The organism is Ramlibacter sp., from assembly GCF_036676645.1.
GTDB lineage: Bacteria > Pseudomonadota > Gammaproteobacteria > Burkholderiales > Burkholderiaceae_C > Ramlibacter.
In genome coordinates, this window is the sequence record NZ_JAKFCM010000033.1 from 93,445 (window position 1) to 113,908 (window position 20,464).

Here is a 20,464-nt window from a genome sequence, read left to right on the forward strand (position 1 = left end):
GCGCCGCACGAACAGACTGACAAACCAAGGAGTCAAGACCCAATGAGCCAACCCAAAGGAATGAAGAAGAACCTGGCGAACTACGGAGACACCGGCTTCTCGGTGTTCCTGCGCAAGGTCTTCCTGCGATCGATGGGGTATTCGGACGAGGCGGTCGACCGGCCCGTCATCGGCATCACCGACACCTCCAGCGGGTTCAATGCCTGCCACCGGATGGTGCCCGACATCATCGAGGCGATCAGCCGCGGCATCACGCAGGCCGGCGGCCTGCCGGTTCCGTTCCCGGTGATGTCGCTGCAGGAGAGCTTCATCAGCCCCAACTCGATGTACCTGCGCAACATGATGGCGATGGACACCGAGGAGCTGATCCGGGCGCAGCCGATGGACGCCGTTGTGCTGATCGGCGGCTGCGACAAGACCGTCCCCGCGCTCCTGATGGGCGCCGCCAGCGCCGGCGTCCCGGCGATCCAGGTGGTGTCGGGGCCGATGCTGGCGGGCTCCCACCGCGGCGAGCGGCTGGGCGCCTGCACCGACTGCCGCCGGTTCTGGGGCCGCTACCGCGCCGAGGAGATCGACCAGGCCGAGATCGCCGCCGTCTCCAACGAGCTGGCCCCCACCGCGGGCACCTGCATGGTGATGGGCACCGCCAGCTCGATGGCGTGCATCGCCGAAACGCTGGGGATGATGCTGCCGGGCGGCGCCGCGATCCCGTCGGTCTACGCCGCCCGCTTGCTGCACGCCGAGCAGACCGGCACGCAAGCGGTGCGCCTGGCCGCGTCCGGCGTGACGCCGGCGCAGATCATGACGCCGAAGGCATTCGAGAACGCGATGCGCGTGCTGCTGGCCATCGGCGGCTCCACCAACGCGATCATCCACCTGGCCGCCATCGCCGGGCGGCTGGGCATCCGGATCGACCTGCGCGGCTTCGACCGCCTGTCGCGCGAGACCCCGATGCTGCTGGACCTGCGCCCCTCCGGCGAGCACTTCATGGAGGATCTCTACAAGGCCGGCGGGCTGACGGCCGTGCTGCGGGAGCTCAAGCCGCTGCTGCACCTGGACGTGATGACGATCAACGGGCGCACCCTGGGCGAGAACCTGGAGGCCGCCGCGCCCGCCTGGAAGCAGCACGTGGTGCGGCCGCTGGCCGAGCCGCTCTACCCGCAGGGAGGGATGGCGGTGCTGTGGGGCAACCTGGCGCCGACCGGCGCCATCATCAAGCAGTCGGCCTGCTCGCAGGAGCTGATGCAGCACACCGGGCGCGCCGTCGTGTTCAGCTCGCTGGAGGACCTGGCGCGGCGCATCGACGATCCCGACCTGGACGTGACCGCCGACGACGTGCTGGTGCTGCAGGGCGGCGGCCCCCGGGGCGCGCCGGGCATGCCCGAAGCCGGCTACCTGCCGATCCCGAAGAAGCTGGCGGTGCAGGGCGTCAAGGACATGGTGCGGCTGTCCGACGCGCGCATGAGCGGCACCGCCTTCGGGACCATCGTGGTGCACGTCACGCCCGAGTCCGCCATCGGCGGCCCGCTGGGCCTGGTGCGCAATGGCGACCGGATCCGCCTGGATGTCCCCGGCCGCCAGCTCGAGTTGCTGGTGGACGACGCCGAACTGGCCCGGCGCCGGGCCGAAGGCACTCCGCGCGCCGCGCCCGTGCCCGAGCGCGGCTACGGCGCCCTGTTCGCCAAGGCGGTGATGCAGGCCGGCGACGGCTGCGACTTCGACTTCCTGGTGCCGCCGGCCACCCACACGGTACCCCGGGCATGAGCGCCGCCGGGATGCACCGGGTGCTGGTCACCGGCGCGGCCGGGGCGATCGGCCGTGTCCTGCGCGACGGCCTGGCGGGCCGCTACGGCGTGCTGCGGCTGAGCGACCGGGTCGAGCTGGGCCGCCTGCGCCCGGGCGAGGAGCACGTGCGCGCCGAGCTCGGCCAGTTCGACGAGGTGGTGCAGGCCACGCGCGACTGCGACGCCGTCGTCCACCTGGGCGGGATTCCGGAAGAAGCGGCCTGGGAGGACATCCACGCCGCCAACCTGCTGGGCACCTACCACCTCTACGAAGCGGCCCGGATCAATGGCGTGCGGCGCGTGGTGTTCGCCAGTTCCAACCATGTGGTGGGCTTCTACCGGCGCACCCGGAAGGTGGATCACCGGGCGCCGATGCGGCCCGACACCCGTTACGGGCTGAGCAAGGCCTGCGGCGAGATGATCGCCCGCTTCTACGCCGACAAGTTCGGGCTGCAATCGGTCTGCCTGCGCATCGGCTCGTTCCGGCCCCAGCCGCTGGATGCGCGCATGCTCAGCACCTGGATCAGCCCGCGCGACACGGTGCAGCTGGTGGCCCGCGCGCTGGAAGCGCCCGGCTTGCACTACGAAGTGGTGTACGGCGTGTCCGGCAACGACCGCGGCTGGTGGCTCAATCCGGCCGCCGACCGCATCGGCTTCCGGCCCGAGGACAACGCCGAGGCGTTCGCCGCCGAGTTCGACCGGCACCGCCCGGCCGCCGGCGACGTGGGCGAGCTGTTCCACGGCGGGCACTTCTGCAGCCAGGAGTTCGCCGGCGACCCCGGCCGGGTCGACTGAAGGCGGGCGGCACCATGTTCGCTGCGCCGATCGACATCCCCGCCGAGGTGTTCGCGGCGTTGCCGCAGCGGCTGCACCGCACCGGGCAGGCCGCACCCTGGCTGCGCGACCACCTGCGCGGCGCGCAGCGCCACTCGCTGCTGGAAGGCCCGGCGTTCGACCGCGAGGGGCGTCTCTACCTCGTCGACATCCCGTACGGCCGGGTGTTCCGCCTCTCGGCCGCGGCCGAGTGGGAGGTCGTGGCCGAGTACGGGGGCGAGCCCAACGGGCTGCGGATCCATCGCGACGGCCGCATCTTCATCGCCGACAACAGCCGCGGGCTGATGCAGCTCGACCCGCGGTCGGGCACGGTGCACTGCCTGTTCGAGGGCTTCCGCCACGAGCGCTTCAAGGGCCTCAACGACCTGGCCTTCGCCCCCGATGGAACGCTCTACTTCACCGACCAGGGCCAGAGCGGCCTGGACGACCCGAGCGGCTGCCTGTACCGGTGCACGACGGCCGGAGCGCTCGAGCGCCTGCTGGACAACATCCCCAGTCCGAACGGCGTGGCGGTGTCGGCCGACGGCGCCACGGTGTTCGTGGCGGCCACCCGCGCCAACGCGGTCTGGCGCGTGCCGCTGATGCAGGACGGCCGGCCGCACAAGGCTGGCGTGTTCGTCCAGCTGTCCGGCGGCGTCGGCCCCGACGGCATCGCCTTGACCGAGGACGGCGGCCTCGCCGTCGCGCACATCGGGCTGGGCAGCATCTGGATCTTCGATGCGCAGGGCGAGCCCCTGTTCCGGGTCCGCTCGCCGCTGGGGCGCTCGACCACCAACATCGCCTTCGGCGGGCCCCAGCGCCGCGACCTCTACATCACCGAGGCGGAGAGCGGCAGCGTGCTGCGCGCCCAGCTGCCGGTGGCCGGCCTGCGGCCGTTCTCCCACAGCTGAGGAAAGGCCGCCCCGCCATGCCCGCGCGCAGAATCCACCTGGACCCGATCGGCGGCTTCGCGGGCGACATGTTCGCGGCAGCGGTCGTCGATGCCAGGCCCGCGCTCGCCCTTCCGCTGCTCGCCATGCTGCGCGGGCTGGGGCTGCCCGATGGCGTGTCGGCCCGGTTCGACGAGAGCCGTGCCGGCGGCTTGAAGGGCCTGCGCTTCGTCGTCGAAGGCGCGCAGGAACTGCCGCAGCCGGGCCGCGCGCACGCGCACCGGCCGCACGCGGCGATCCGCGACTGGCTGCAGGCGAGCCCGCTGCCCGCCGGGGTCCGGCAGCATGCGCTGGGGCTGTTCGCGGTGCTGGCCCGGGCCGAAGCCGCGGTCCACGGCATCGATCCCGGCCAGGTGGCGTTCCACGAGGTCGGCGGCTGGGATTCGGTCTGCGACTTCGTGGCGGCGGCGTTCCTCCTCGATGCCGCCGGCGACGCGCGCTGGAGCTGGTCGCCGCTGCCGCTGGGCGGCGGCCGGGTCCGCTGTGCGCATGGCATCCTGCCCGTCCCGGCGCCGGCCACCGCCCGCCTGCTGGAGGGGCTGCGTGTGATCGACGACGGCGTCCCGGGCGAGCGGGTGACCCCCACCGGCGCCACCATCCTGCGGTACCTGCTGGATCTCGGGCGCGGAGCGCCGGACGCAACACCCGATGCCGAGGTCCTGCGCGGCAGCGGCACCGGGCACGGCACCCGGCTCCTGCCGGGCCTCCCCAACATCGTGCGCTGCCTCGTGTTCGAGCCGGCGCAGCAGGCGCCGCAACCCGGGCCGATCGCGTCGCTCCAGTTCGAGATCGACGACCAGTCGCCGGAGGACCTGGCCGTCGCCATCGAGCACCTGCGCGCGGTGCCCGGCGTGCTGGAGATCTACCAGGCTCCGCTGTTCGCGAAAAAGGGCCGCATGGCCGTCCAGCTGCAGCTGCTGCTGCAGGCCTGGGCGCTGGATGAGGTCTGCAGCGCCTGCTTTGCCGAGACCACGACGCTCGGCATCCGGCTGTCCCACGTCCAGCGGCGCACGCTCGGGCGCCATCAGGTGGAAGTGGCCGGCGACCGTCGGGTGCGCGTGAAGCTGGCCAGCCGCCCCGGCGGCGCCGCCACGGCCAAGGCCGAGATGGACGACCTGGCCGCCATGACCGGCCATGCAAACCGCGAGCAGGCCCGGCGCCAGGCCGAGCAGCTTGCACTCGAGAAGGACTGCGAATGACCCAGGCACTGCGTTCGATCGACCGGCTCCAGGACATCCTGCTGCGGCACCCGGCGGTCGCCGTCGCGGTCAGCGGGGGCGTCGACAGCATGACGCTGGCGACCGTCGCCGCCAGCACGCTCGGCCGTCGCGCCACCATGTACCACGCCGTGTCCCCCGCCGTCCCGCCCGAGGCAACCGGGCGCGTCAAGGCGCTGGCGGCCTCGGAAGCGTGGGCGCTGGAGCTGATCGACGCCGGGGAGTTCAGTCGGGATGACTACCTCAGCAACCCGGTGAACCGCTGCTTCTTCTGCAAGGAGTCCCTGTACTCGACCATCCGGCGCCATGTCGGGGCGGGCGCGCAGATTCTCTCGGGCACCAATCGCGACGACCTGTCCGACTACCGGCCCGGGCTGATCGCCGCCAGCCAGGCCGGGGTGCAGCACCCCTTCGTCGAGGCCGGCCTGCGCAAGGGCGACATTCGCGCCATGGCTGCCGCGCTCGGGCTCGGCGAGATCGCCGAGCTGCCGGCTTCGCCTTGCCTGTCCAGCCGCGTCGAGACCGGCATCCCGGTGTTGCCCGAACTGCTCGGGCTGGTGCAGCGGACGGAAGCCGGGCTGCGCCAGTTGCTGAATGTGGGGACCGTGCGCTGCCGCTACCGTGCCCGCGGCATCGTGCTGGAACTGGACGAGGCCGAGCTCGCCCAGCTCTCGCCGCAGCAGTCGGCCGACGCCCTGGCGCATGCGCGCGCCGTTTTCTCCGGCTCCGCCTTCGAAGGCCCCGTCACGATCGCGCCGTACCGCCGCGGCAGCGCCTTCCTGCGGGACACGCATGCGCAACGACGTCCTGCTTGACGACGACCGCCGCGAGCGGATCGGCATCGACGAGGCCGTGTTCTCGCAGACCAAGTCGGACGACCAGCTGCTCGCCATCGCGCGCCAGGCCGCCGCCAGCGGCAGCGGGCGGCTGTTCACCCGCCTGGCCGCCGGCCAGTTCGCCGCCATCGATGCGCAGCTGGCCGGTGCCATGGACTACGACCCGGTGTCGCGCACCGGAATCATCGGCCCCGTGATGCCGCGCCGCAACGGCGGCCGGGTGGCGATCGTGACCGCCGGCAGCTCCGACCTTCCGGTGGCGCGCGAAGCGGCCCGCACCCTCCTCTACCACGGCCAGGCAGCCACGGAGCTGCACGACGTGGGCGTGGCCGGCCTGTGGCGGCTGATGTCCCGGCTGGGCGAACTGTCCGGCGCGAACGGCCTGATCGTCGTCGCCGGCATGGAGGGCGCGCTGCCCACCGTGCTGGGCGGCCTGCTGCCACTGCCGATCGTTGCCGTCCCCACCTCGGTCGGCTACGGCGTCTCGGGCGGCGGCCGGGTCGCGCTCGAGTCCGCGCTGGCCAGCTGCGCGCCCGGGCTGACGGTGGTCAATATCGACAACGGCTACGGGGCGGCCTGCGCCATGCTTCGCATCCTGCCTGCCGTGACCGCGGCCGCAACCGCGCGGGCGCGCCCGCATGGGTGAACTGGCCGCGGGCCTGCTCGCCGGGCTGCTGCACGTCTGGCTCGGCGCCGACCACCTGGCGGCGCTCGCGCCGGCCGCTGCAGCGGCGGCCCGAAGGCCGTGGGCGCCCGCGCTGCGCTGGGCACTGGCCCACGCCGCCGGGACGGTGCTGCCGCTGTCCCTGTTGCTCGCCGGCCCGCCGCTGGCGGCGCGCGCGGCGGCCGGCGGCTGGGCAGCCGAGGCCGCCGGGGGTGCGCTGCTGGCCAGCGTCGGCCTGCAGCATCTGTGGCGCCAGCGGCGCCGGCACCCGCACGCGCGCGCAGCGGGTGGCCTGCATGCCACCCTGGATCCCGCCTCGTCCAGGCCGCTGCCTGCCGTTTTCGGATTCATGCACGGCTTGGCCGGGGCCGGCACGCTGGCTCCGCTGCTTCTGGGGCTGGCAGTGGCCGATCCGATGCGACCGGCCCGGGTCCTGTCCGGGTTCGTGCTCGGCAGCACCGGCGCGATGCTGCTTTTCTGCTCCGGCGTGCATCGTTTCCACGCGTGCTGCCGGTCGCGCAGCGAACACCAGGCGCACCTGTTTCAGGCCAGCCTGGGAGTCCTCTCGCTGTCGGTCGGCGCGTACTGGCTCGCCGACTCGATCCGGCCCTTGCTGGCCGGCTAGGGTCCCTGCAGCGGGCCCGTAGGGCCGGAAGCGCCCGCCGGCAGCCACTGCAGAGTGCTGCTTCAGGTACAAAGCCCCATGTCCGCTCCTCCACTCTTCTCCGCCCCCATCGAACCCATGCTCGCCAGGATCGCCGACGAGCTGCCGGCTGGCGAGGGCTTCCTGTTCGAGCCCAAGTGGGACGGCTTCCGCGCGATCGTGTTCCGCGACGGCGACGGCGTGCGCATCCAGAGCCGCGATCTCAAGCCATTGAACCGTTACTTCCCCGAGCTGGAGAAGGTGCTGGCCGAGCAGTTGCCCAAGGGCTGCATCCTGGACGGCGAGGTCGTGGTCGCCGGTCCGGATGGGCTGGACTTCGACGCGCTGCAGCAGCGCATCCACCCGGCCGCCTCGCGCATCGCCCGCCTGGCCAAGGAGACGCCGGCCGGCTTCGTCGCCTTCGACCTGCTGGCCGCGGGCGGCAAGTCGATCCTGGAACTGCCCCAGCAGGAGCGCCGCACGCGGCTGGAGCGGCTGCTCGGTTCGGCCCGGCCGCCGCTGTACCTGACCCCGGTGACCACCGATCGCGAACAGGCGCAGGACTGGCTGCAGCGCTTCGAGGGCGCCGGGCTGGACGGCGTGATCGCCAAGCCGGCCAACGCACCCTACCAGCCGGCCCGGCGGGCGATGTTCAAGATCAAGCACGCCCGCACCGCCGATTGCGTGGTGGCGGGCTTTCGCTGGTACAAGGACACCGGCGACGCCATCGGTTCGCTGCTGCTCGGCCTGTTCGACGATGCGGGAATCCTGCAGCACGCGGGCGTGACCTCCTCCTTCACCCTGGACATGCGGCGGCAACTGGCGCAGGAGCTGGCGCCGCTGCGCGAGAACGCGATGGAGGGCCACCCCTGGCGCGACTGGGCCCAGGCCGCCGCCGGCGATGCCGACCGCATGCCCGGTGCGAAGAGCCGCTGGAGCGGCGGCAAGGACCTGGGCTGGGAGCCGCTGCGGCCCGAGCGCGTGTGCGAGGTGAAGTACGACCACCTGCAGGGCGACCGCTTCCGGCATGCCACCACCTTCCTGCGCTGGCGGCCGGACAAGCCGCCACAGGAGTGCCGGTACGACCAGCTGGAGGTGGCCACGCCCTTCGAGCTGGCCCAGGTCCTCACAGCGCGTTGACCGGGATCTTCAGGTAGGCGACGCCGTTCGCCTCCTTCGGCGGCAGCTCGCCGGCCCGGATGTTGACCTGCACGGCGGGCAGGATCAGCGTGGGCATCCCCAGGGTCGCGTCGCGCGCCGTCCGCATGGCCACGAACCCGTCTTCGGAAATGCCGTCGTGCACGTGGATGTTGCCGGCCCGCTGCTCGGCCACCGTGGTCTCCCAGGCCGGGCCACGCCCCTGCGGCGGGTAGTCGTGGCACATGAACAGGCGCGTGGCCGGCGGCAGGTCCAGCAGGCGGCGGATCGAGGCGTAGAGCGTGGCCGCATTGCCGCCGGGAAAGTCGCAGCGGGCGGTACCGGCGTCGGGCATGAACAGCGTGTCGCCGACGAACACCGCATCGCCGAAGCGGTAGGCGACGTCGGCCGGCGTGTGGCCCGGCACGTGCAGCACCTGGCCCACCAGCCGGCCGACCCGCAGCTCGTCGCCGTCGGCCAGCAGGCGGTCGAACTGCGAACCGTCGGGGCGGAAACCGGGCTCCAGGTTGAAGAGGGACTTGAACACGCCCTGCACCGTGGCGATGCGTTCGCCGATGGCGGTCCGGCCGCCGAGCCTGCCCTTGAGGTACGCGGTCGCCGTCAGGTGGTCGGCATGTGCGTGGGTTTCCAGGATCCACTCGACGTGCAGGCCCTGGCCCTGCACGAATGCGACCAGCCGGTCGGCCGAAGCGGTGGAGGTGCGGCCCGATTTCGGGTCGTAGTCCAGCACCGGATCGACGATGGCGCAGGCCGAGCCGGGGCCCTCGTGCACCACGTAGCTCACCGTCCCGGTGGACGGGTCGAAGTCGGCATGCACCAGGGCAGTCATGGTTGAAGGTTTTCGGTTAAGTTGGCAGGCGTCGGCGATGCGGTGCATGCCTTGTACCAGCAGCCGGCGCCTGCTTGAAGAAAAACCGACATGACGATCGACTGGCTCCATTTCACGCCCTGGCTGTCGCTGGCCGGCGGCCTCCTGATCGGCGGCGCCGCCGCCCTCTTCATCCTGCTCAACGGACGGGTGCTGGGCATCAGCGGCATCCTGGGCGGCCTGCTGGCGCCCCGGCCGGGCGATGCCGGCTGGCGCATCGCCTTCCTGCTGGGCCTGGCGGCCGCGCCGGCCACCTTCTGGCTGCTGGCACCGGCCGGCCTGCTGGCCGCGCCGCGCATCGATGCCGGCCTGGGCACGCTGGTGGTGGCCGGGCTGCTGGTCGGCTTCGGCACCCGCTACGGCTCGGGCTGCACCAGCGGCCACGGGGTGTGCGGCATTGCGCGCCTGTCGCCGCGATCGCTGGCCGCCACGGCGGCATTCATGGCCGCCGGCTTCGTGACGGTCTACCTGCTGCGCCACGCTTGAAGGGCTGGACCATGAACCGCATGATCGAATTCGGCGTCGGCCTGCTGTTCGGCTGGGGCCTGCTGCTGTCCGGCATGACCGACCCGGGCAAGGTGCAGGGCTTCCTCGACCTGGCCGGCGCCTGGGATCCCTCGCTCGCCTTCGTGATGGGCGGCGCCGTGCTGGTTGGCTGCCTCGCGTTCGCGCTGGCGGCCCGCCGCACCCGCAGCGTCCTGGGCCAACCCTTCCAGCTGCCGGCCACGCGCGAGATCGACCGGCCGCTGCTGCTGGGCTCGCTGATCTTCGGCGTGGGCTGGGGCCTGGCCGGCTTCTGCCCGGGCCCGGCGCTGGTGGCGATGGCGGCGGGCCACGGCAAGGCCCTGGTCTTCGTGGCGGCCATGCTGGTGGGCATGGCGGGCTTCGACTGGCTGGGCCGCCTCAGCGGCCGGGCACTCACCGCGGATCCTGCTTCCTGAGCCCCGGTCGCCGCGGGTCGGCAGCAGCGATCGGCTGCCGTTGCGCCTTGCGCGTGGACGGCGGCGCCCGCGGCGGCTCGCCGGCCTGCTTGCGGTAGTGCGGCGGCCAGGGGGCGTCGCCCTGCCCGTCGCGCTCCTGCCGGGCCGACAGCTCCAGCAGCGCGTCCAGTGATCCGGGCGCTTCGTCGATGCCCGCATGCGGGTCGCCGATCTCCTGCAAGCGCGCCGGCACCGTGCGCAGCGTGAAGTCCGCCGGGTCGCAGGCCTGCAGCTCGTCCCAGTCCACCGGCGTGGACACCCGCGCGTCCGGCCGCGGCCGCACCGAATAGGCCGAGGCCACGGTGCGGTCCTTGGCGTTCTGGTTGTAGTCGACGAACACGCCGTGGCGCTGCTCCTTCCACCACTGCGCCGTCGCCAGGTCTGGCGCGCGCCGCTCGACCTCCCGCGCCAGCGCCAGCGCGGCGCGCCGGACCTGGTCGAAGGACCAGCGCGGCTCGATCCGCACCAGCACATGGATGCCGCGCGAGCCGGAAGTCTTGGGCCAGCCCGCCAGCCCGTGCTCGTGCAGCACCTCGCGCGCGAGCGCCGCCACCTGGCGGATCTGCGGCCACTCGACGCCCGGCACCGGGTCCAGGTCCACCCGCAGCTCGTCGGGGTGCTCCAGGTCCTCGGCGCGCACCGGGTGCGGGTGCAGCTCGATGCAACCCAGGTTGGCCATCCAGGCCAGCGTGGCCGCATGGCGCGGCACCACCTCGTCGGCCGTGCGGCCGGAGGGAAAGCGGATGGTGGTCACTTCCACCCAGTCGGGCCGTCCGGCCGGCGCCCGCTTCTGGAAGAAGGATTCGCCGGCGATGCCGTCGGGGTAGCGCTTGAGCACGCAGGGTCGCCCACCGGCGCCGCGCAAGGCCGCCTCGGCCACGGCGACGTAGTAGCGCACGAGGTCCAGCTTGCTGATCCCTGCCTGCGGGAACAGCAGCTTGCCGGGATTGCTGATCGTGACTTCGTGCCCGCCGGCGGCGAGCACGGCGCCCGGAGATGCCGCAGCCATGCGCCCACCATAGACCCATCGGCGACAATACGGGTCCCGCCGAAACGCTTTGCAGCTCATCGGCCGCGCGCTTTCCGAGAGCCTCTCCCCCGTGTCCGAATCGACCCTTGCCGCCGAAACCCGGCGCCGCCGAACCTTCGCCATCATTTCCCACCCCGACGCGGGCAAGACCACGCTGACGGAAAAGCTGCTGCTGTTCTCCGGCGCGATCCAGATCGCCGGGGCGGTCAAGGGCCGCAAGGCGTCGCGCCACGCCACCAGCGACTGGATGGAGATCGAGAAGCAGCGCGGCATCTCTGTGGCCAGCTCGGTGATGCAGATGGTCTACCGCGACCACGTGATCAACCTGCTGGACACGCCCGGCCACAAGGACTTTTCGGAAGACACCTACCGGGTGCTGACCGCGGTCGATTCCGCGCTGATGGTGATCGACGCCGCCAACGGGGTGGAGGCGCAGACCCGCCGGCTGATCGAGGTCTGCCGCCAGCGCAACACGCCCATCATCACCTTCGTCAACAAGATGGACCGCGAGGTGCGCGAGCCGCTGGACATCCTGGACGAAGTCGAGCGCGAGCTGGGCATGCCCTGCGTGCCCATGACCTGGCCGGTCGGCAAGGGCAAGAGCTTCGGCGGCATCATGAACCTGCGCACCGACACCATGACGGTGTTCGAGGCCGGCAGCGAGCGCCGGCCGCAGGACTTCGAGACCCTCCCGCTGTCCGACGAGGACGCCCTGCGCCGGCGCTTCGGCGCCGAATACGACGCCGCCGCCGAAAGCATGGAGCTGGCCGCCGGCGCCTCGCCGGCGTGGGACCACCAGGCCTTCCTGGATGCGAAGCAGACCCCGGTGTTCTTCGGCTCCGGCGTCAACAACTTCGGCGTGATGGAGGTGCTCGACGCGCTGGTGGACCTGGCGCCGGCGCCGCAGCCGCGCACCAGCTCGCTCACCGTCAACCGGCAGGTCGTCGAGAAGACCGTGCGGCCGGACGAGCCCGGCTTCGCCGGCGTGGTGTTCAAGGTGCAGGCCAACATGGACGCCAACCACCGCGACCGCATCGCCTTCGTGCGCATGGCCTCCGGCCGGTACACGCCGGGCATGAAGCTCAAGGTGCAGCGCACCGGCAAGGAGCTGCGGCCGACCTCGGTGGTCACCTTCCTGTCGCAGCGGCGCGAGGCGGTCGACGAGGCCTATGCCGGCGACATCATCGGCTTCACCACCCACGGCGGGGTGCAGCTGGGCGACACCATCACCGACGGCGCCAGCCTGCAGTTCACCGGCCTGCCCTTCTTCGCGCCGGAGATGTTCATGACCGTGCTGCTGAAGAACCCGCTGCGCACCAAGCAGCTGCAGCAGGGCCTGGCCCAGCTGGGCGAGGAAGGCGCGATCCAGGTGTTCCGGCCGCAGGCCGGCGGCGCCATGCTGCTGGGCGCGGTCGGCCAGCTGCAGTTCGAGGTGGTGCAGCACCGCCTGAAGACCGAGTACGACGCCGACATCCGGCTGGAGGGCTGCCCCTACACCGGGGCGCGCTGGATCACGGCCGACACCCCGCAGGAGCTGCGCCAGTTCACCGACGCCTACCCGCAACGCATGGCGCTGGACGCCGCCAACGCCCTGGCATTTCTTTGCACTTCGCCCTACGACGTGCGGCTGGCCCAGGAACGATTCCCCAAAATCCACTTCCATCCGTTGCGCGAACACGCCGGATTGACGCTCCAGCACTGACCGGCCCGGCCAGCCCATCAATAATCGTCGGCTCTACCGTGGAGTCGACCCGTGTTCCGCCTGCCTCCGCTGCGCCGCGCAGCCGTCCTTGCCGCGGCGTCCCTGGCCGTCCTGCTGGCTTCCTGTGGCGGAGGCGGCGGCGGCGGCACTGACCTCGCCACGGCCTCGCTCTCGCGCGGGCTGCTCCCGGATTCGTCCTCGCTCGCCGGCCTGTGCTCGCTGCCCGAGCAGCAGAGCTGGCTGCGCAGCTACATGGACGAGAAGTACCTCTGGAACGACCAGATCCCGGACGTGCCGGCCGCCGGCTACGGCACCCTGCCGGCGTACTTCGACGCGCTGCTGGTGCGCACGCCCGACGCCGGCGGGCTGGCCCGCGACCGCTTCAGCACCACCATGAGCAGCCGCTCGGCCGACCTGATGCAGGGCGTCGCCAGCGCCAGCAGCGTCGTCGCCGACTACCCGGCCAGCAAGCCGGTGCCGCTGGTGCGCAAGCTGCTGAGCAACACGGGCCGCAAGGTCGGCTACGTGCTGTTCAACGAGCACTCCAGGGGGGCGCAGGACGCGCTGATCACCGCCTTCACCAGCCTGCGCGACGCGGCCGTGCAGGACCTGGTGCTGGACCTGCGCTACAACGGCGGCGGCTTCCTGTACGTCGCCCAGGCCGCGGCGGCGATGGTGGCAGGACCCTCGATCGAGGGCGAGGTGTTCGAGAGCGTGCGCTACAACGCCCGCCGCAGCGCCGAGAGCGCCGCCGGCACCTTCATCTTCAGCACCCGGGTGCTGAGCGCCGAGACCACCTACCCGCGCGACCACCCGCTGCCGCAGCTGAACCTGCCGCGCCTGTACGTGCTGACCTCGCAGCTGACCTGCTCGGCCAGCGAGTCCATCGTCAACAGCCTGCGCGGCATCGGCGTGCAGGTGATCCTGGTGGGCGACCGCACCTGCGGCAAGCCCTATGGCTTCCACCGCAAGGACAACTGCGGGCAGGCCTACTTCCCGATCGAGTTCCAGGTCTACAACGCGCAGGGCTACGGCGACTACACCGCCGGCTTCCCGGTGCAGTGCCCGGTGCAGGAGGACCCGCGCACCGCGCTGGGTGCGCCCGAGGAGCCGCTGCTGGCCGCCGCGCTGGCGCACATCGACACCGGCCGCTGCCCACCCGCGTCCACCCAGCTGGCCGCCGGCACGATGCTGCAACAATCGCCCGGTCCGTCGCCCCTGGACCGGCCCGAGGCGCCTCCTGCCGACTCGCCGATGTACCAGCCGGGCTGGAACGGGCGCGTGCTGCAGCCTTGACCCACTCGATCCCTCCCCTCGCCCACTGGCCCGAGGACGCCCGCCGCGGCGTCCTCGGCGTTTTCACCGACATCGACGACACCCTCACCACCGAGGGCGCGATCACCGGCGACGCGCTGGCCGCGCTGGCCGCGCTGCGTGCCGCCGGCCTGCACGTGATCCCGATCACCGGCCGGCCGGTGGGCTGGAGCGAGCCCTTCGCGCTGGCCTGGCCGGTCGACGCCATCGTGGCCGAGAACGGCGCCGTGGCGCTGGTGCGCGGCGCCGATGGCCGGCTGCGCAAGCTGTACCAGCAACCGAAGGCCGAGCGCGCCGCCAATTTCGCGCGCATGCAGCAGGTGCTGGCCCGCATCGAGCGCGAGATCCCCGGTGCCCGCCGCGCGCAGGACAGCCCCGGGCGCGAGACCGACATCGCGATCGACCACAGCGAGTTCGCCCGGCTGCCGCAGGCGCGCATAGCCGAAGTCGTGGCGCTGATGCAGGCCGAGGGGATGACCGCCACCGTCAGCTCCATCCACGTCAACGGCTGGTACGGCAGCCACTCCAAGCTGGAGGGCGCGCGCTGGATCGTGCGCGAGCTGCTGGGCACCGACCTGGAAACGCAGCTGGACCGCTGGGCCTACGTCGGCGATTCGACCAACGACGTGCTGATGTTCGCGCACTTCCCGCACAGCGTGGGCGTGGCCAACATCCAGCGCTTCCTGGACCAGCTGACGCATCCGCCCGCATACGTGACCGAAGGCGAGCGCGGGGCCGGCTTCGCCGAGGTGGCGCGGGCGCTGCTGGCGGTGCGCTAAGCCTGCTCCGTTGCGCTAGCCCTGCCCGCCATGGAAGCGGAAGTGCAGCTTGCGCACCTGCTCCGCCAGCCCGGGAAACGGACCCTCGACGGGCAAACCGGGAACGACCTCCTGGATCGGCAACGCGCGCACCGGCGGCGGCGCAACGTCCATGTCGGACAGCCACCCCGCCAGCTGCCCCGACGAACTGGCATACACGATCCGGCCCAGCCCCACCCACCCATGCGCCGCCGCGCACATCGGGCAATGCTCGCCCGAGGTGTAGACCGTCGCGGCTGCACGCTCGTCCGCCGCCAGGTTGGCCGCGGCCCAGCGCGCCAGCTCGAACTCGGGATGGCGGGTCGGGTCGCCGCTGCCGACGTGGTTGCGGGCCTCGGCGAGCACGGTGCCATCCGCGGCCACGAGCACGGAGCCGAACGGCTCGTCGCCCGCCTCCAGCGCCTCGGTCGCCAGCTCCAGGCAGCGGCGCAGGTGCCGCACGTCGGTGTCGCTGGTCATGGTTCACTCCGGCGGGCGTAACTCACGGTCAGGATCTCCCAGATGTGGCCGGCCGGCTCGTCCCAGTACACCAGCCGCCCGCCCCCGTGCGTGCCGACCTTCCGGTCGACCGGGCCCGCCGGCGAGCTGCGCCAGGGAATGCCGGCCGCCTGCAGCCGGCCCAGGATCTCGTCGAAGCGCTCGGGCGACACCTGGAACGCGAAATGGCCGACCGGGAACGGCCCGTCCATCTCGTCGAAGTCCAGCGTCAGGCTGTCGTTGACATAGACGGCGGAGAACGGCCCCGGCCCGCCGCCGGCCGACCAGGGAACGCCCAGCAGTTCGGCCAGGCGCCGGGCCGAGGCGACCCGGTCGTGCGCGTGCACGATGACGTGATCGAGCTGGACGGCCATCATGTCGTCAGGCGCTCCGGCTGCGCGGCCTTGCGCGTGACCGCCAGCGCCGGCGGATGCGCCAGCGTCTGGTAGACGACGCAGTAGCGTTCGGTCAGGCGCAGCAGCGTGGCGAGCTGCTCCTCCGGCGCGTCGGTGTCCAGCGTGAACTGCAGCCGGATCGCGCGAAAGCCGACCGGAACGTCCTTGGCCAGGCCCAGCGTGCCCCGGAAGTCCAGGTCGCCTTCGGCCTGCAGCGTGGCATCGCGCAGCTCGATGCCGAGCGCCGTGGCCACCGCGTTCAGGGTGACGCCGGCGCAGGCGACGAGGGCTTGCAGCAGCATGTCACCGGAGCAGGCCGCCAGGCCCGTGCCGCCGGTGGCCGGGTGCAGCCCGGCGGTCACCAGCGCCTTGCCGGTCTCGATCCGGCAACTGACGCCCTCGCCGATGCGGCCCTGCGCGCGCAGGGTGATGAGGGCGGCCTGCGGTTCGGCGCGATAGCGCTCCTTCAGCGGGGCCTGGATGGAGCGCAGGTCGTCGGCATGCATGCGGGAGTCTCCTTCATTGCTTCGCGGCCACGCGCCCGCGGACCGCCCAGGCGCGCGCTGCCAGCGGGATCGAACCGTCGGGCTGGGCCGGCAGGCGCTGCCGCAGCCGTTCGCGCAGGCGCGCCCGCGCCGCCTCGTCGAGCGACATCGCGTACGCCGGCCCCGGCCCCTGGCCGCCCAGGAAGGGTTGCCAGTAGTCGTCGAAGCTGGCGAACGGCGTGTCGATGTCGATGGGGTGCACCGCGACCTCCACCAGGCCGGCGCCGGCGAACAGCGGCTCCAGCGCTTCCGGGCGGCACAGCGGAAAGCGCGAACCTTCGACCAGCGCGGCGACGCCGGGGTCCAGCTCGAGCGCCGCGGCCCAGAAGTGCTGCATCAGCTCCATCCTGCCGGCGTAGTCCCAGACATAGCCGGCAATGGTTCCGCCATCCGCGGCCACGCGCACCATCTCGGCCAGCCCGGCGGCGGGGTCCGGCACGAAGTTCAGCACCAGGCCGGACACCACCACGTCGACCGAATCAGCTTCGAGCGGGATCGCCGCCGCGCTGCCCTGGCGCAGGTCGGCGCGATCGCCCAGGTTCTGCCGGGCCAGTTGCAGGAAGCCCTCGGACGGCTCGACGCCGGTGACCGAAGCGGGGGCGCAGCGATCCAGGATCGCTTCGCACAGGGCGCCGGTGCCGCATCCCACGTCCAGCCAGCGGCGCGCCGGCGGCGGGTCCAGCCAGGCCAGGAACTGCGGTGCGACGCGGCGGCTCCAGCGGCCGACGTAGCGCTCGTAGGGTGCGCCTTGCTGGAAGGTGTCGGAGACAGGCTGGGCGTTCACGGCAAGACCTCCGGTGCAGGCGAAGCCTACGCCTGTCGCGGCCGTCCTGCAGGCCGGATCACGGGGTCCTTGGAGCGGGTGGCCGCGTCGGTTTTCGCGGGCGAGGTGCCCATCCGGGCGGCGGATGAGCAGGCGATCAACCCATCGGGGCGCCGTTCAGGCTGGGGACGAGAACGCCTCGTGGTAGCTGACCTCGCCGCGCGGGCGTGCCGGTCCGAAGGCGAGCGACTGGAAGTACGGCTGCGGGACGCCCGGCAGCACCAGGTCGGGGTCGCTCGCGAATCCGAAGCGGCCGTAGAGCGCCGGCTCGCCCAGGACCACGCAGCCTTGCGCGCCGAGCTCGCGCAATCGCACCAGGCCTTGTTCGACCAGGGCCCGGGCTATGCCTTGGCCTTGCAGGCGGGGAATGACGGACACCGGGCCCAGTCCATGCCAATCCGGCGAGCCGTCGGCGATCGAGACCGGGGAGAACGCGATGTGGCCGACGATGCGGCCGCCGGATTCCGCCACGAGGGAGACGGAGAGCGCGCCGGCCCCGCGCAGGGCCTGGACGATGGCGTGTTCGGTGTGGCTGGTGTGGGGGGCGAAGGCGAAGGCCCCGCGCGTGACGTCGGTGATCGCCGCCTCGTCGCCGGGGCGTTCGGGGCGGATCGTCAATGCCACGGCCATGGGTGGGTCACCGTGCGCTCTCATCCCCGCTGGTGGAACTCATCCCACTCGAGGTCGGTCCACCACTCGGCCTCGAGCCCGTCGCAGGTCTCGCCGTGGGCCCGGCACATGAAACAGCCGTCGCCGCGCGTGAGCGCAGCGTCCTCGACCGGCGGGTAGCGAACCAGCAGCTCCGCCGCGCCCTCGCGCGCGGCCGCCTCCGCCTCGCTCATCGGGCGATCCGGCAGATCGTGGATGCCGCACCGGCCCAGCCGCTCCGCCCCCTCCGGGAACAGGACGGAGCTCTCCGCGTCGATATGGCGCCAGAGCGCGTGCGAGTAGCGGATGGCCATGGCCCTGAGCCGGGCGCCATCGCCGTCGGACTGCAGCCCCTGCTCGAGGAATGGCGTCATCTCACGCAGCCACCCCTCCATCTCGGCGTGCTCGCCGAGAATGGCGTGCACGGGTCCGCGGTGGCGCGGCAGTTCCGCCTCCGCCACGAGCGCATCGAGGAACACCCGCTCCTCACGCTCATGATGGAAACGGCCGGCGAACTCGGTGAAAAACGCGGCGAACCGCCGGCCGTCATCCGGGGCCGCCGTCCCGGCGACGAGACCATCGACGTACGTGCGGAAGGATCCGAGCACCTGGTCGATCAGCCGGTGTTCGTCCTGGAAGGTGTCGATCAGCTGCATGGTGGGTTCACCCCTGGTCGGGTCGCCCCGAGCTTGCGATCGGGGCTGTGTGGGTTGATCGTGACTGGACAGATTTTCATCCCCTGGAGCACTTTCTCCGCAAGGCGAGCGTGTCGGCGGGGTGCCTGCTCACAGGGAGAGCCGGCCGCGGAAGCCCCGTGCCGCGTAATAGGACTGCGCACCGTTGTGGTACACGAACACCCGCCCGTAGCGGCGATCGCAGAAGAGCGCGCCACCCAGTGAGCGGACATCGTCGGGCGTCCGGATCCAGCTCGAGGTCTTGAGGTCGAATTCGCCGAGCGCCTGCAGTTCGCGGTACTGCGCTTCCGTCAGCAGTTCGATGCCGATGTTCGCCGCGGCCTCCACGGCACTGCCCTGCGGCTTGTTCTCCTTGCGGGCATCGAGGGCCGCAGCGTCGTAGCAGAGACTGCGGCGGCCGAGCGGGCTCTCGGGTGAGCAGTCGCAGAAGGTGAAGGCTCCGCCGGCCTTGTCCAGGCCCGTCACGTCGGGTTCACCGCCGGTCGCCTCCATGGCGCTGAGCGCCTTCAAGGCGCCAGCATTGGCCTGAAGCCGCTGCAGCACCTCGGCCCAGCCGATGCCGCGGTGGCGATGCATGTTGCGATCGAATCGGGTCTCCAGGGTGGCGAGCAGTTCGTCGCGTTCTTGCGCCTTCATTGGTGGCTGGCGTTCGTTGTCGAGGCTGGCGGGCCGCCGCGCGGCGGCGCACGAGGCTGAATGATAGGAAGGCTGGTCGGACGTGACTCGAATGCTGCTCGGCTCAAAGAAGGCTCAGCACAGCCGCTGTAGGAAGGCACCGACCCGACGGCACGCTGCGGCCCGATCGGCGCTCGTGGCGCCCGGTGGCGGTCTGGCAGCGATGGACCTCATGGGAGAACGCGCATGAAAGCAGACCGCGACCAGCTGATCGAGCTGGAGAAGAAGTTCTGGCAATCCATGGTCGACGAGCAGACCGACATTGCCCTGGGAATGCTGACCGAGCCGGCCTTCATGGTGAGCCCGCACGGCTCGATGAAGTTCGACCACGCGACCTACCGCCAGATGGCCGAGCACGGCAGCATGGTGATCAAGCGCTTCGAACTCGGCGACATGGAGGCCACCTTCGTCGGCGACGACACCGCGATCCTGAGCTACCAGGTGAAGCAGGTGCTCTCTCCGCGCGGCAGGTCGGAGGAAACGGAGCAGCACATGGCGGACACCTCGACCTGGGTCAAGGTCGAGGGGGCTTGGCGGTGTGCGATGCACACGGAAACGCCGGCGGGGGCGGCGCGGTCAGTGTGAGTGAGCGATGGGGGGCCGCCATTGACTACTCTCTCTCTGTCGGGGGAGAGTTGCAAAGAAGGCCAAACAAGTCCCGTGTCCGCGTCGAACGACCTACTAGAGCGCTATCCGCGGGGGTTGGGCGTCACTGGCGGGGGCGCAGCTCACGCCCCTGATTGCTTCAGGGCCGTGACCTCGATCTCGATACGCATTCGAGGGTCCGCGAGACCTGCGGAGATCATCATGGCGGCCGGTCGGATTTCACCGAAGTACTTGCGAAGCACAGGCCAGCATTCCGGAAACTCAGCTCCATTCGGAAGAACGTAGGTGACGCGCACGACGTCCGCCAAGCCTGACCCTGCCTGCTGTAGCGCCGAAGCGATGTTCTTCAGGCACTGTTCAGTTTGCTCCAACAGTCCTTCGGCGATGCTCATGTTGGCATAGTCGAAGCCAGTGGTGCCTGAAACAAAGATCCAGTCGCCTACGACTACCGCGCGAGAGTATCCAATCTCTTGTTCGAACGTGGAACCCGAGCTGATTAGATGCTTGGTCATCGAAGCTCCTCAGGGAAGCAGGGCGGACACGTTTCCTGTGACGCCCAACGTCGAAGTCGACCGGCGCGCAGCGGCATTGCGCCGCGAGGTGCACGATCACCAGGGCGCCTCGCGGCGCAATGCCGCTGCGTGTCCGTGTCGAACGACTTGTTAGCCCTCACGCTCGCATTTCGCGGAGCACCTTCGGGTGCTTCACGGCGACTTGAAGCAAAGTCCGCGCGGCACCCGTCGGCTCGCGGCGCCCCTGCTCCCAGTCCTGCAAGGTGCGAGGCGAAACACCGAGCAGCTCGGCGAACTCCTGCTGGGACATA

At 71.4% G+C, this 20,464-nt stretch carries 25 protein-coding genes; 14 read left to right on the top strand and 11 right to left on the bottom strand.

Annotated elements, in window-relative coordinates; all coding sequences use genetic code 11:
• Nucleotides 1–42: 42 nt before the first annotated feature.
• The 8 genes from V6M57_RS06340 to V6M57_RS06375 all read left to right on the top strand — a co-directional run bounded on the left by V6M57_RS06340 (nt 43) and on the right by V6M57_RS06375 (nt 8,047).
• A complete protein-coding gene (locus V6M57_RS06340; RefSeq protein ID WP_332814146.1) occupies nt 43–1,764 on the top strand; it encodes an IlvD/Edd family dehydratase in 1,722 nt (573 codons plus the stop codon).
• The gene (locus V6M57_RS06345; RefSeq protein ID WP_332814147.1) at nt 1,761–2,579 is read left to right on the top strand and encodes an NAD-dependent epimerase/dehydratase family protein; all 819 of its coding nucleotides are present in this window, start codon (nt 1,761–1,763) and stop codon (nt 2,577–2,579) included. The genes V6M57_RS06340 and V6M57_RS06345 overlap by 4 nt, the downstream gene beginning before the upstream one ends.
• 14 nt (nt 2,580–2,593) lie before the next feature.
• Complete coding sequence (locus tag V6M57_RS06350; RefSeq protein WP_332814148.1) at nt 2,594–3,508, top strand: SMP-30/gluconolactonase/LRE family protein; 915 nt, start codon at nt 2,594–2,596, stop codon at nt 3,506–3,508.
• Between the two features lie 17 nt (nt 3,509–3,525).
• Nucleotides 3,526–4,746 (top strand): LarC family nickel insertion protein, encoded by a 1,221-nt coding sequence (locus tag V6M57_RS06355; protein WP_332814149.1) that lies wholly within the window; start codon nt 3,526–3,528, stop codon nt 4,744–4,746.
• The gene (locus V6M57_RS06360; RefSeq protein WP_332814150.1) at nt 4,743–5,579 is read left to right on the top strand and encodes a hypothetical protein; all 837 of its coding nucleotides are present in this window, start codon (nt 4,743–4,745) and stop codon (nt 5,577–5,579) included. Before V6M57_RS06355 ends, V6M57_RS06360 begins: the two co-directional genes overlap by 4 nt.
• Nucleotides 5,557–6,246 carry a nickel pincer cofactor biosynthesis protein LarB gene (gene larB, locus V6M57_RS06365; RefSeq protein ID WP_332814151.1) on the top strand — a complete coding sequence of 230 codons (690 nt, stop codon included), beginning with the start codon at nt 5,557–5,559 and terminating at the stop codon, nt 6,244–6,246. Before V6M57_RS06360 ends, larB begins: the two co-directional genes overlap by 23 nt.
• Nucleotides 6,239–6,889 (top strand): hypothetical protein, encoded by a 651-nt coding sequence (locus V6M57_RS06370; protein WP_332814152.1) that lies wholly within the window; start codon nt 6,239–6,241, stop codon nt 6,887–6,889. The genes larB and V6M57_RS06370 overlap by 8 nt, the downstream gene beginning before the upstream one ends.
• A gap of 117 nt (nt 6,890–7,006) precedes the next feature.
• Nucleotides 7,007–8,047, top strand: a complete 1,041-nt coding sequence (locus tag V6M57_RS06375; protein ID WP_332814153.1) for an ATP-dependent DNA ligase — start codon at nt 7,007–7,009, stop codon at nt 8,045–8,047.
• On the opposite strand, the gene V6M57_RS06380 is transcribed toward V6M57_RS06375, so the two are convergent.
• A complete protein-coding gene (locus V6M57_RS06380; RefSeq protein WP_332814154.1) occupies nt 8,034–8,894 on the bottom strand; it encodes an MBL fold metallo-hydrolase in 861 nt (286 codons plus the stop codon). The genes V6M57_RS06375 and V6M57_RS06380 overlap by 14 nt on opposite strands.
• A 90-nt stretch (nt 8,895–8,984) precedes the next feature.
• Here V6M57_RS06380 and V6M57_RS06385 point away from each other — a divergent pair, with 90 nt between their 5' ends.
• Nucleotides 8,985–9,419 carry a YeeE/YedE family protein gene (locus V6M57_RS06385; RefSeq protein WP_332814155.1) on the top strand — a complete coding sequence of 145 codons (435 nt, stop codon included), beginning with the start codon at nt 8,985–8,987 and terminating at the stop codon, nt 9,417–9,419.
• 11 nt (nt 9,420–9,430) lie between these two features.
• Entirely contained in the window at nt 9,431–9,874 is a 444-nt protein-coding gene (locus V6M57_RS06390; RefSeq protein WP_332814171.1) for a YeeE/YedE family protein, read from the top strand.
• Here V6M57_RS06390 and ligD read toward each other — a convergent pair.
• Nucleotides 9,852–10,922, bottom strand: coding sequence for a non-homologous end-joining DNA ligase (gene ligD / locus V6M57_RS06395; protein WP_332814156.1), 1,071 nt, complete (start codon nt 10,920–10,922; stop codon nt 9,852–9,854). The genes V6M57_RS06390 and ligD overlap by 23 nt on opposite strands.
• A 91-nt stretch (nt 10,923–11,013) precedes the next feature.
• Between ligD and V6M57_RS06400 the strand changes: the two genes are divergently transcribed.
• From V6M57_RS06400 to V6M57_RS06410, 3 genes are read left to right on the top strand one after another with little or no spacing between them, the layout of a single operon-like run.
• Nucleotides 11,014–12,645, top strand: a complete 1,632-nt coding sequence (locus V6M57_RS06400) for a peptide chain release factor 3 (protein ID WP_332814157.1) — start codon at nt 11,014–11,016, stop codon at nt 12,643–12,645.
• Nucleotides 12,646–12,696: 51 nt separating this feature from the next.
• Entirely contained in the window at nt 12,697–13,941 is a 1,245-nt protein-coding gene (locus V6M57_RS06405) for a S41 family peptidase (RefSeq protein ID WP_332814158.1), read from the top strand.
• Between the two features lie 8 nt (nt 13,942–13,949).
• Complete coding sequence (locus V6M57_RS06410; protein WP_332814172.1) at nt 13,950–14,738, top strand: HAD-IIB family hydrolase; 789 nt, start codon at nt 13,950–13,952, stop codon at nt 14,736–14,738.
• Nucleotides 14,739–14,753: 15 nt separating this feature from the next.
• Here the strand turns inward: V6M57_RS06410 and V6M57_RS06415 are convergent, their stop codons facing one another.
• From V6M57_RS06415 to V6M57_RS06445, 7 genes are all read right to left on the bottom strand, one after another.
• The gene (locus tag V6M57_RS06415; RefSeq protein ID WP_332814159.1) at nt 14,754–15,236 is read right to left on the bottom strand and encodes a nucleoside deaminase; all 483 of its coding nucleotides are present in this window, start codon (nt 15,234–15,236) and stop codon (nt 14,754–14,756) included.
• Complete coding sequence (locus V6M57_RS06420; RefSeq protein ID WP_332814160.1) at nt 15,233–15,631, bottom strand: VOC family protein; 399 nt, start codon at nt 15,629–15,631, stop codon at nt 15,233–15,235. The genes V6M57_RS06415 and V6M57_RS06420 overlap by 4 nt, the downstream gene beginning before the upstream one ends.
• On the bottom strand, nt 15,628–16,155 hold the full coding sequence (locus V6M57_RS06425; RefSeq protein ID WP_332814161.1) for an OsmC family protein: 528 nt from the start codon (nt 16,153–16,155) through the stop codon (nt 15,628–15,630). Before V6M57_RS06425 ends, V6M57_RS06420 begins: the two co-directional genes overlap by 4 nt.
• A 13-nt stretch (nt 16,156–16,168) precedes the next feature.
• A complete protein-coding gene (locus V6M57_RS06430) occupies nt 16,169–16,978 on the bottom strand; it encodes a class I SAM-dependent methyltransferase (RefSeq protein ID WP_332814162.1) in 810 nt (269 codons plus the stop codon).
• Nucleotides 16,979–17,134: 156 nt separating this feature from the next.
• A complete protein-coding gene (locus V6M57_RS06435; protein WP_332814163.1) occupies nt 17,135–17,647 on the bottom strand; it encodes a GNAT family N-acetyltransferase in 513 nt (170 codons plus the stop codon).
• A 20-nt stretch (nt 17,648–17,667) separates the two neighbouring features.
• Entirely contained in the window at nt 17,668–18,321 is a 654-nt protein-coding gene (locus tag V6M57_RS06440) for a hemerythrin domain-containing protein (RefSeq protein WP_332814164.1), read from the bottom strand.
• A 129-nt stretch (nt 18,322–18,450) separates the two neighbouring features.
• Entirely contained in the window at nt 18,451–18,996 is a 546-nt protein-coding gene (locus tag V6M57_RS06445; protein WP_332814165.1) for a DUF4256 domain-containing protein, read from the bottom strand.
• Nucleotides 18,997–19,221: 225 nt separating this feature from the next.
• Here V6M57_RS06445 and V6M57_RS06450 point away from each other — a divergent pair, with 225 nt between their 5' ends.
• Nucleotides 19,222–19,620, top strand: coding sequence for a nuclear transport factor 2 family protein (locus tag V6M57_RS06450; RefSeq protein ID WP_332814166.1), 399 nt, complete (start codon nt 19,222–19,224; stop codon nt 19,618–19,620).
• 143 nt (nt 19,621–19,763) lie between these two features.
• Here the strand turns inward: V6M57_RS06450 and V6M57_RS06455 are convergent, their stop codons facing one another.
• Together V6M57_RS06455 and V6M57_RS06460 are read right to left on the bottom strand one after the other, a co-directional pair.
• Nucleotides 19,764–20,153: a RidA family protein gene (locus V6M57_RS06455; RefSeq protein ID WP_332814167.1), complete on the bottom strand. Its 390-nt coding sequence runs from the start codon at nt 20,151–20,153 to the stop codon at nt 19,764–19,766.
• 157 nt (nt 20,154–20,310) lie between these two features.
• Nucleotides 20,311–20,463 (bottom strand): helix-turn-helix domain-containing protein, encoded by a 153-nt coding sequence (locus tag V6M57_RS06460; protein WP_332814173.1) that lies wholly within the window; start codon nt 20,461–20,463, stop codon nt 20,311–20,313.
• Nucleotide 20,464: the final 1 nt, after the last annotated feature.

Excerpts from the sequence above, each read along its gene's own strand:
- V6M57_RS06380 (WP_332814154.1), bottom strand. The coding sequence starts at position 8,894 with ATGACTGCCCTGGTGCATGCCGACTTCGACCCGTCCACCGGGACGGTG.
- V6M57_RS06425 (WP_332814161.1), bottom strand. The coding sequence starts at position 16,155 with ATGCATGCCGACGACCTGCGCTCCATCCAGGCCCCGCTGAAGGAGCGC.
- V6M57_RS06360 (WP_332814150.1), top strand. The coding sequence starts at position 4,743 with ATGACCCAGGCACTGCGTTCGATCGACCGGCTCCAGGACATCCTGCTG.
- V6M57_RS06375 (WP_332814153.1), top strand. The coding sequence starts at position 7,007 with ATGCTCGCCAGGATCGCCGACGAGCTGCCGGCTGGCGAGGGCTTCCTG.
- V6M57_RS06390 (WP_332814171.1), top strand. The coding sequence starts at position 9,431 with ATGAACCGCATGATCGAATTCGGCGTCGGCCTGCTGTTCGGCTGGGGC.
- V6M57_RS06455 (WP_332814167.1), bottom strand. The coding sequence starts at position 20,153 with ATGACCAAGCATCTAATCAGCTCGGGTTCCACGTTCGAACAAGAGATT.
- V6M57_RS06420 (WP_332814160.1), bottom strand. The coding sequence starts at position 15,631 with ATGATGGCCGTCCAGCTCGATCACGTCATCGTGCACGCGCACGACCGG.
- V6M57_RS06450 (WP_332814166.1), top strand. The coding sequence starts at position 19,222 with ATGAAAGCAGACCGCGACCAGCTGATCGAGCTGGAGAAGAAGTTCTGG.
- V6M57_RS06385 (WP_332814155.1), top strand. The coding sequence starts at position 8,985 with ATGACGATCGACTGGCTCCATTTCACGCCCTGGCTGTCGCTGGCCGGC.
- V6M57_RS06340 (WP_332814146.1), top strand. The coding sequence starts at position 43 with ATGAGCCAACCCAAAGGAATGAAGAAGAACCTGGCGAACTACGGAGAC.
- V6M57_RS06415 (WP_332814159.1), bottom strand. The coding sequence starts at position 15,236 with ATGACCAGCGACACCGACGTGCGGCACCTGCGCCGCTGCCTGGAGCTG.
- V6M57_RS06460 (WP_332814173.1), bottom strand. The coding sequence starts at position 20,463 with ATGTCCCAGCAGGAGTTCGCCGAGCTGCTCGGTGTTTCGCCTCGCACC.
- larB (WP_332814151.1), top strand. The coding sequence starts at position 5,557 with ATGCGCAACGACGTCCTGCTTGACGACGACCGCCGCGAGCGGATCGGC.
- V6M57_RS06350 (WP_332814148.1), top strand. The coding sequence starts at position 2,594 with ATGTTCGCTGCGCCGATCGACATCCCCGCCGAGGTGTTCGCGGCGTTG.
- V6M57_RS06355 (WP_332814149.1), top strand. The coding sequence starts at position 3,526 with ATGCCCGCGCGCAGAATCCACCTGGACCCGATCGGCGGCTTCGCGGGC.
- V6M57_RS06440 (WP_332814164.1), bottom strand. The coding sequence starts at position 18,321 with ATGCAGCTGATCGACACCTTCCAGGACGAACACCGGCTGATCGACCAG.
- V6M57_RS06435 (WP_332814163.1), bottom strand. The coding sequence starts at position 17,647 with ATGGCCGTGGCATTGACGATCCGCCCCGAACGCCCCGGCGACGAGGCG.
- V6M57_RS06445 (WP_332814165.1), bottom strand. The coding sequence starts at position 18,996 with ATGAAGGCGCAAGAACGCGACGAACTGCTCGCCACCCTGGAGACCCGA.
- ligD (WP_332814156.1), bottom strand. The coding sequence starts at position 10,922 with ATGGCTGCGGCATCTCCGGGCGCCGTGCTCGCCGCCGGCGGGCACGAA.
- V6M57_RS06345 (WP_332814147.1), top strand. The coding sequence starts at position 1,761 with ATGAGCGCCGCCGGGATGCACCGGGTGCTGGTCACCGGCGCGGCCGGG.
- V6M57_RS06370 (WP_332814152.1), top strand. The coding sequence starts at position 6,239 with ATGGGTGAACTGGCCGCGGGCCTGCTCGCCGGGCTGCTGCACGTCTGG.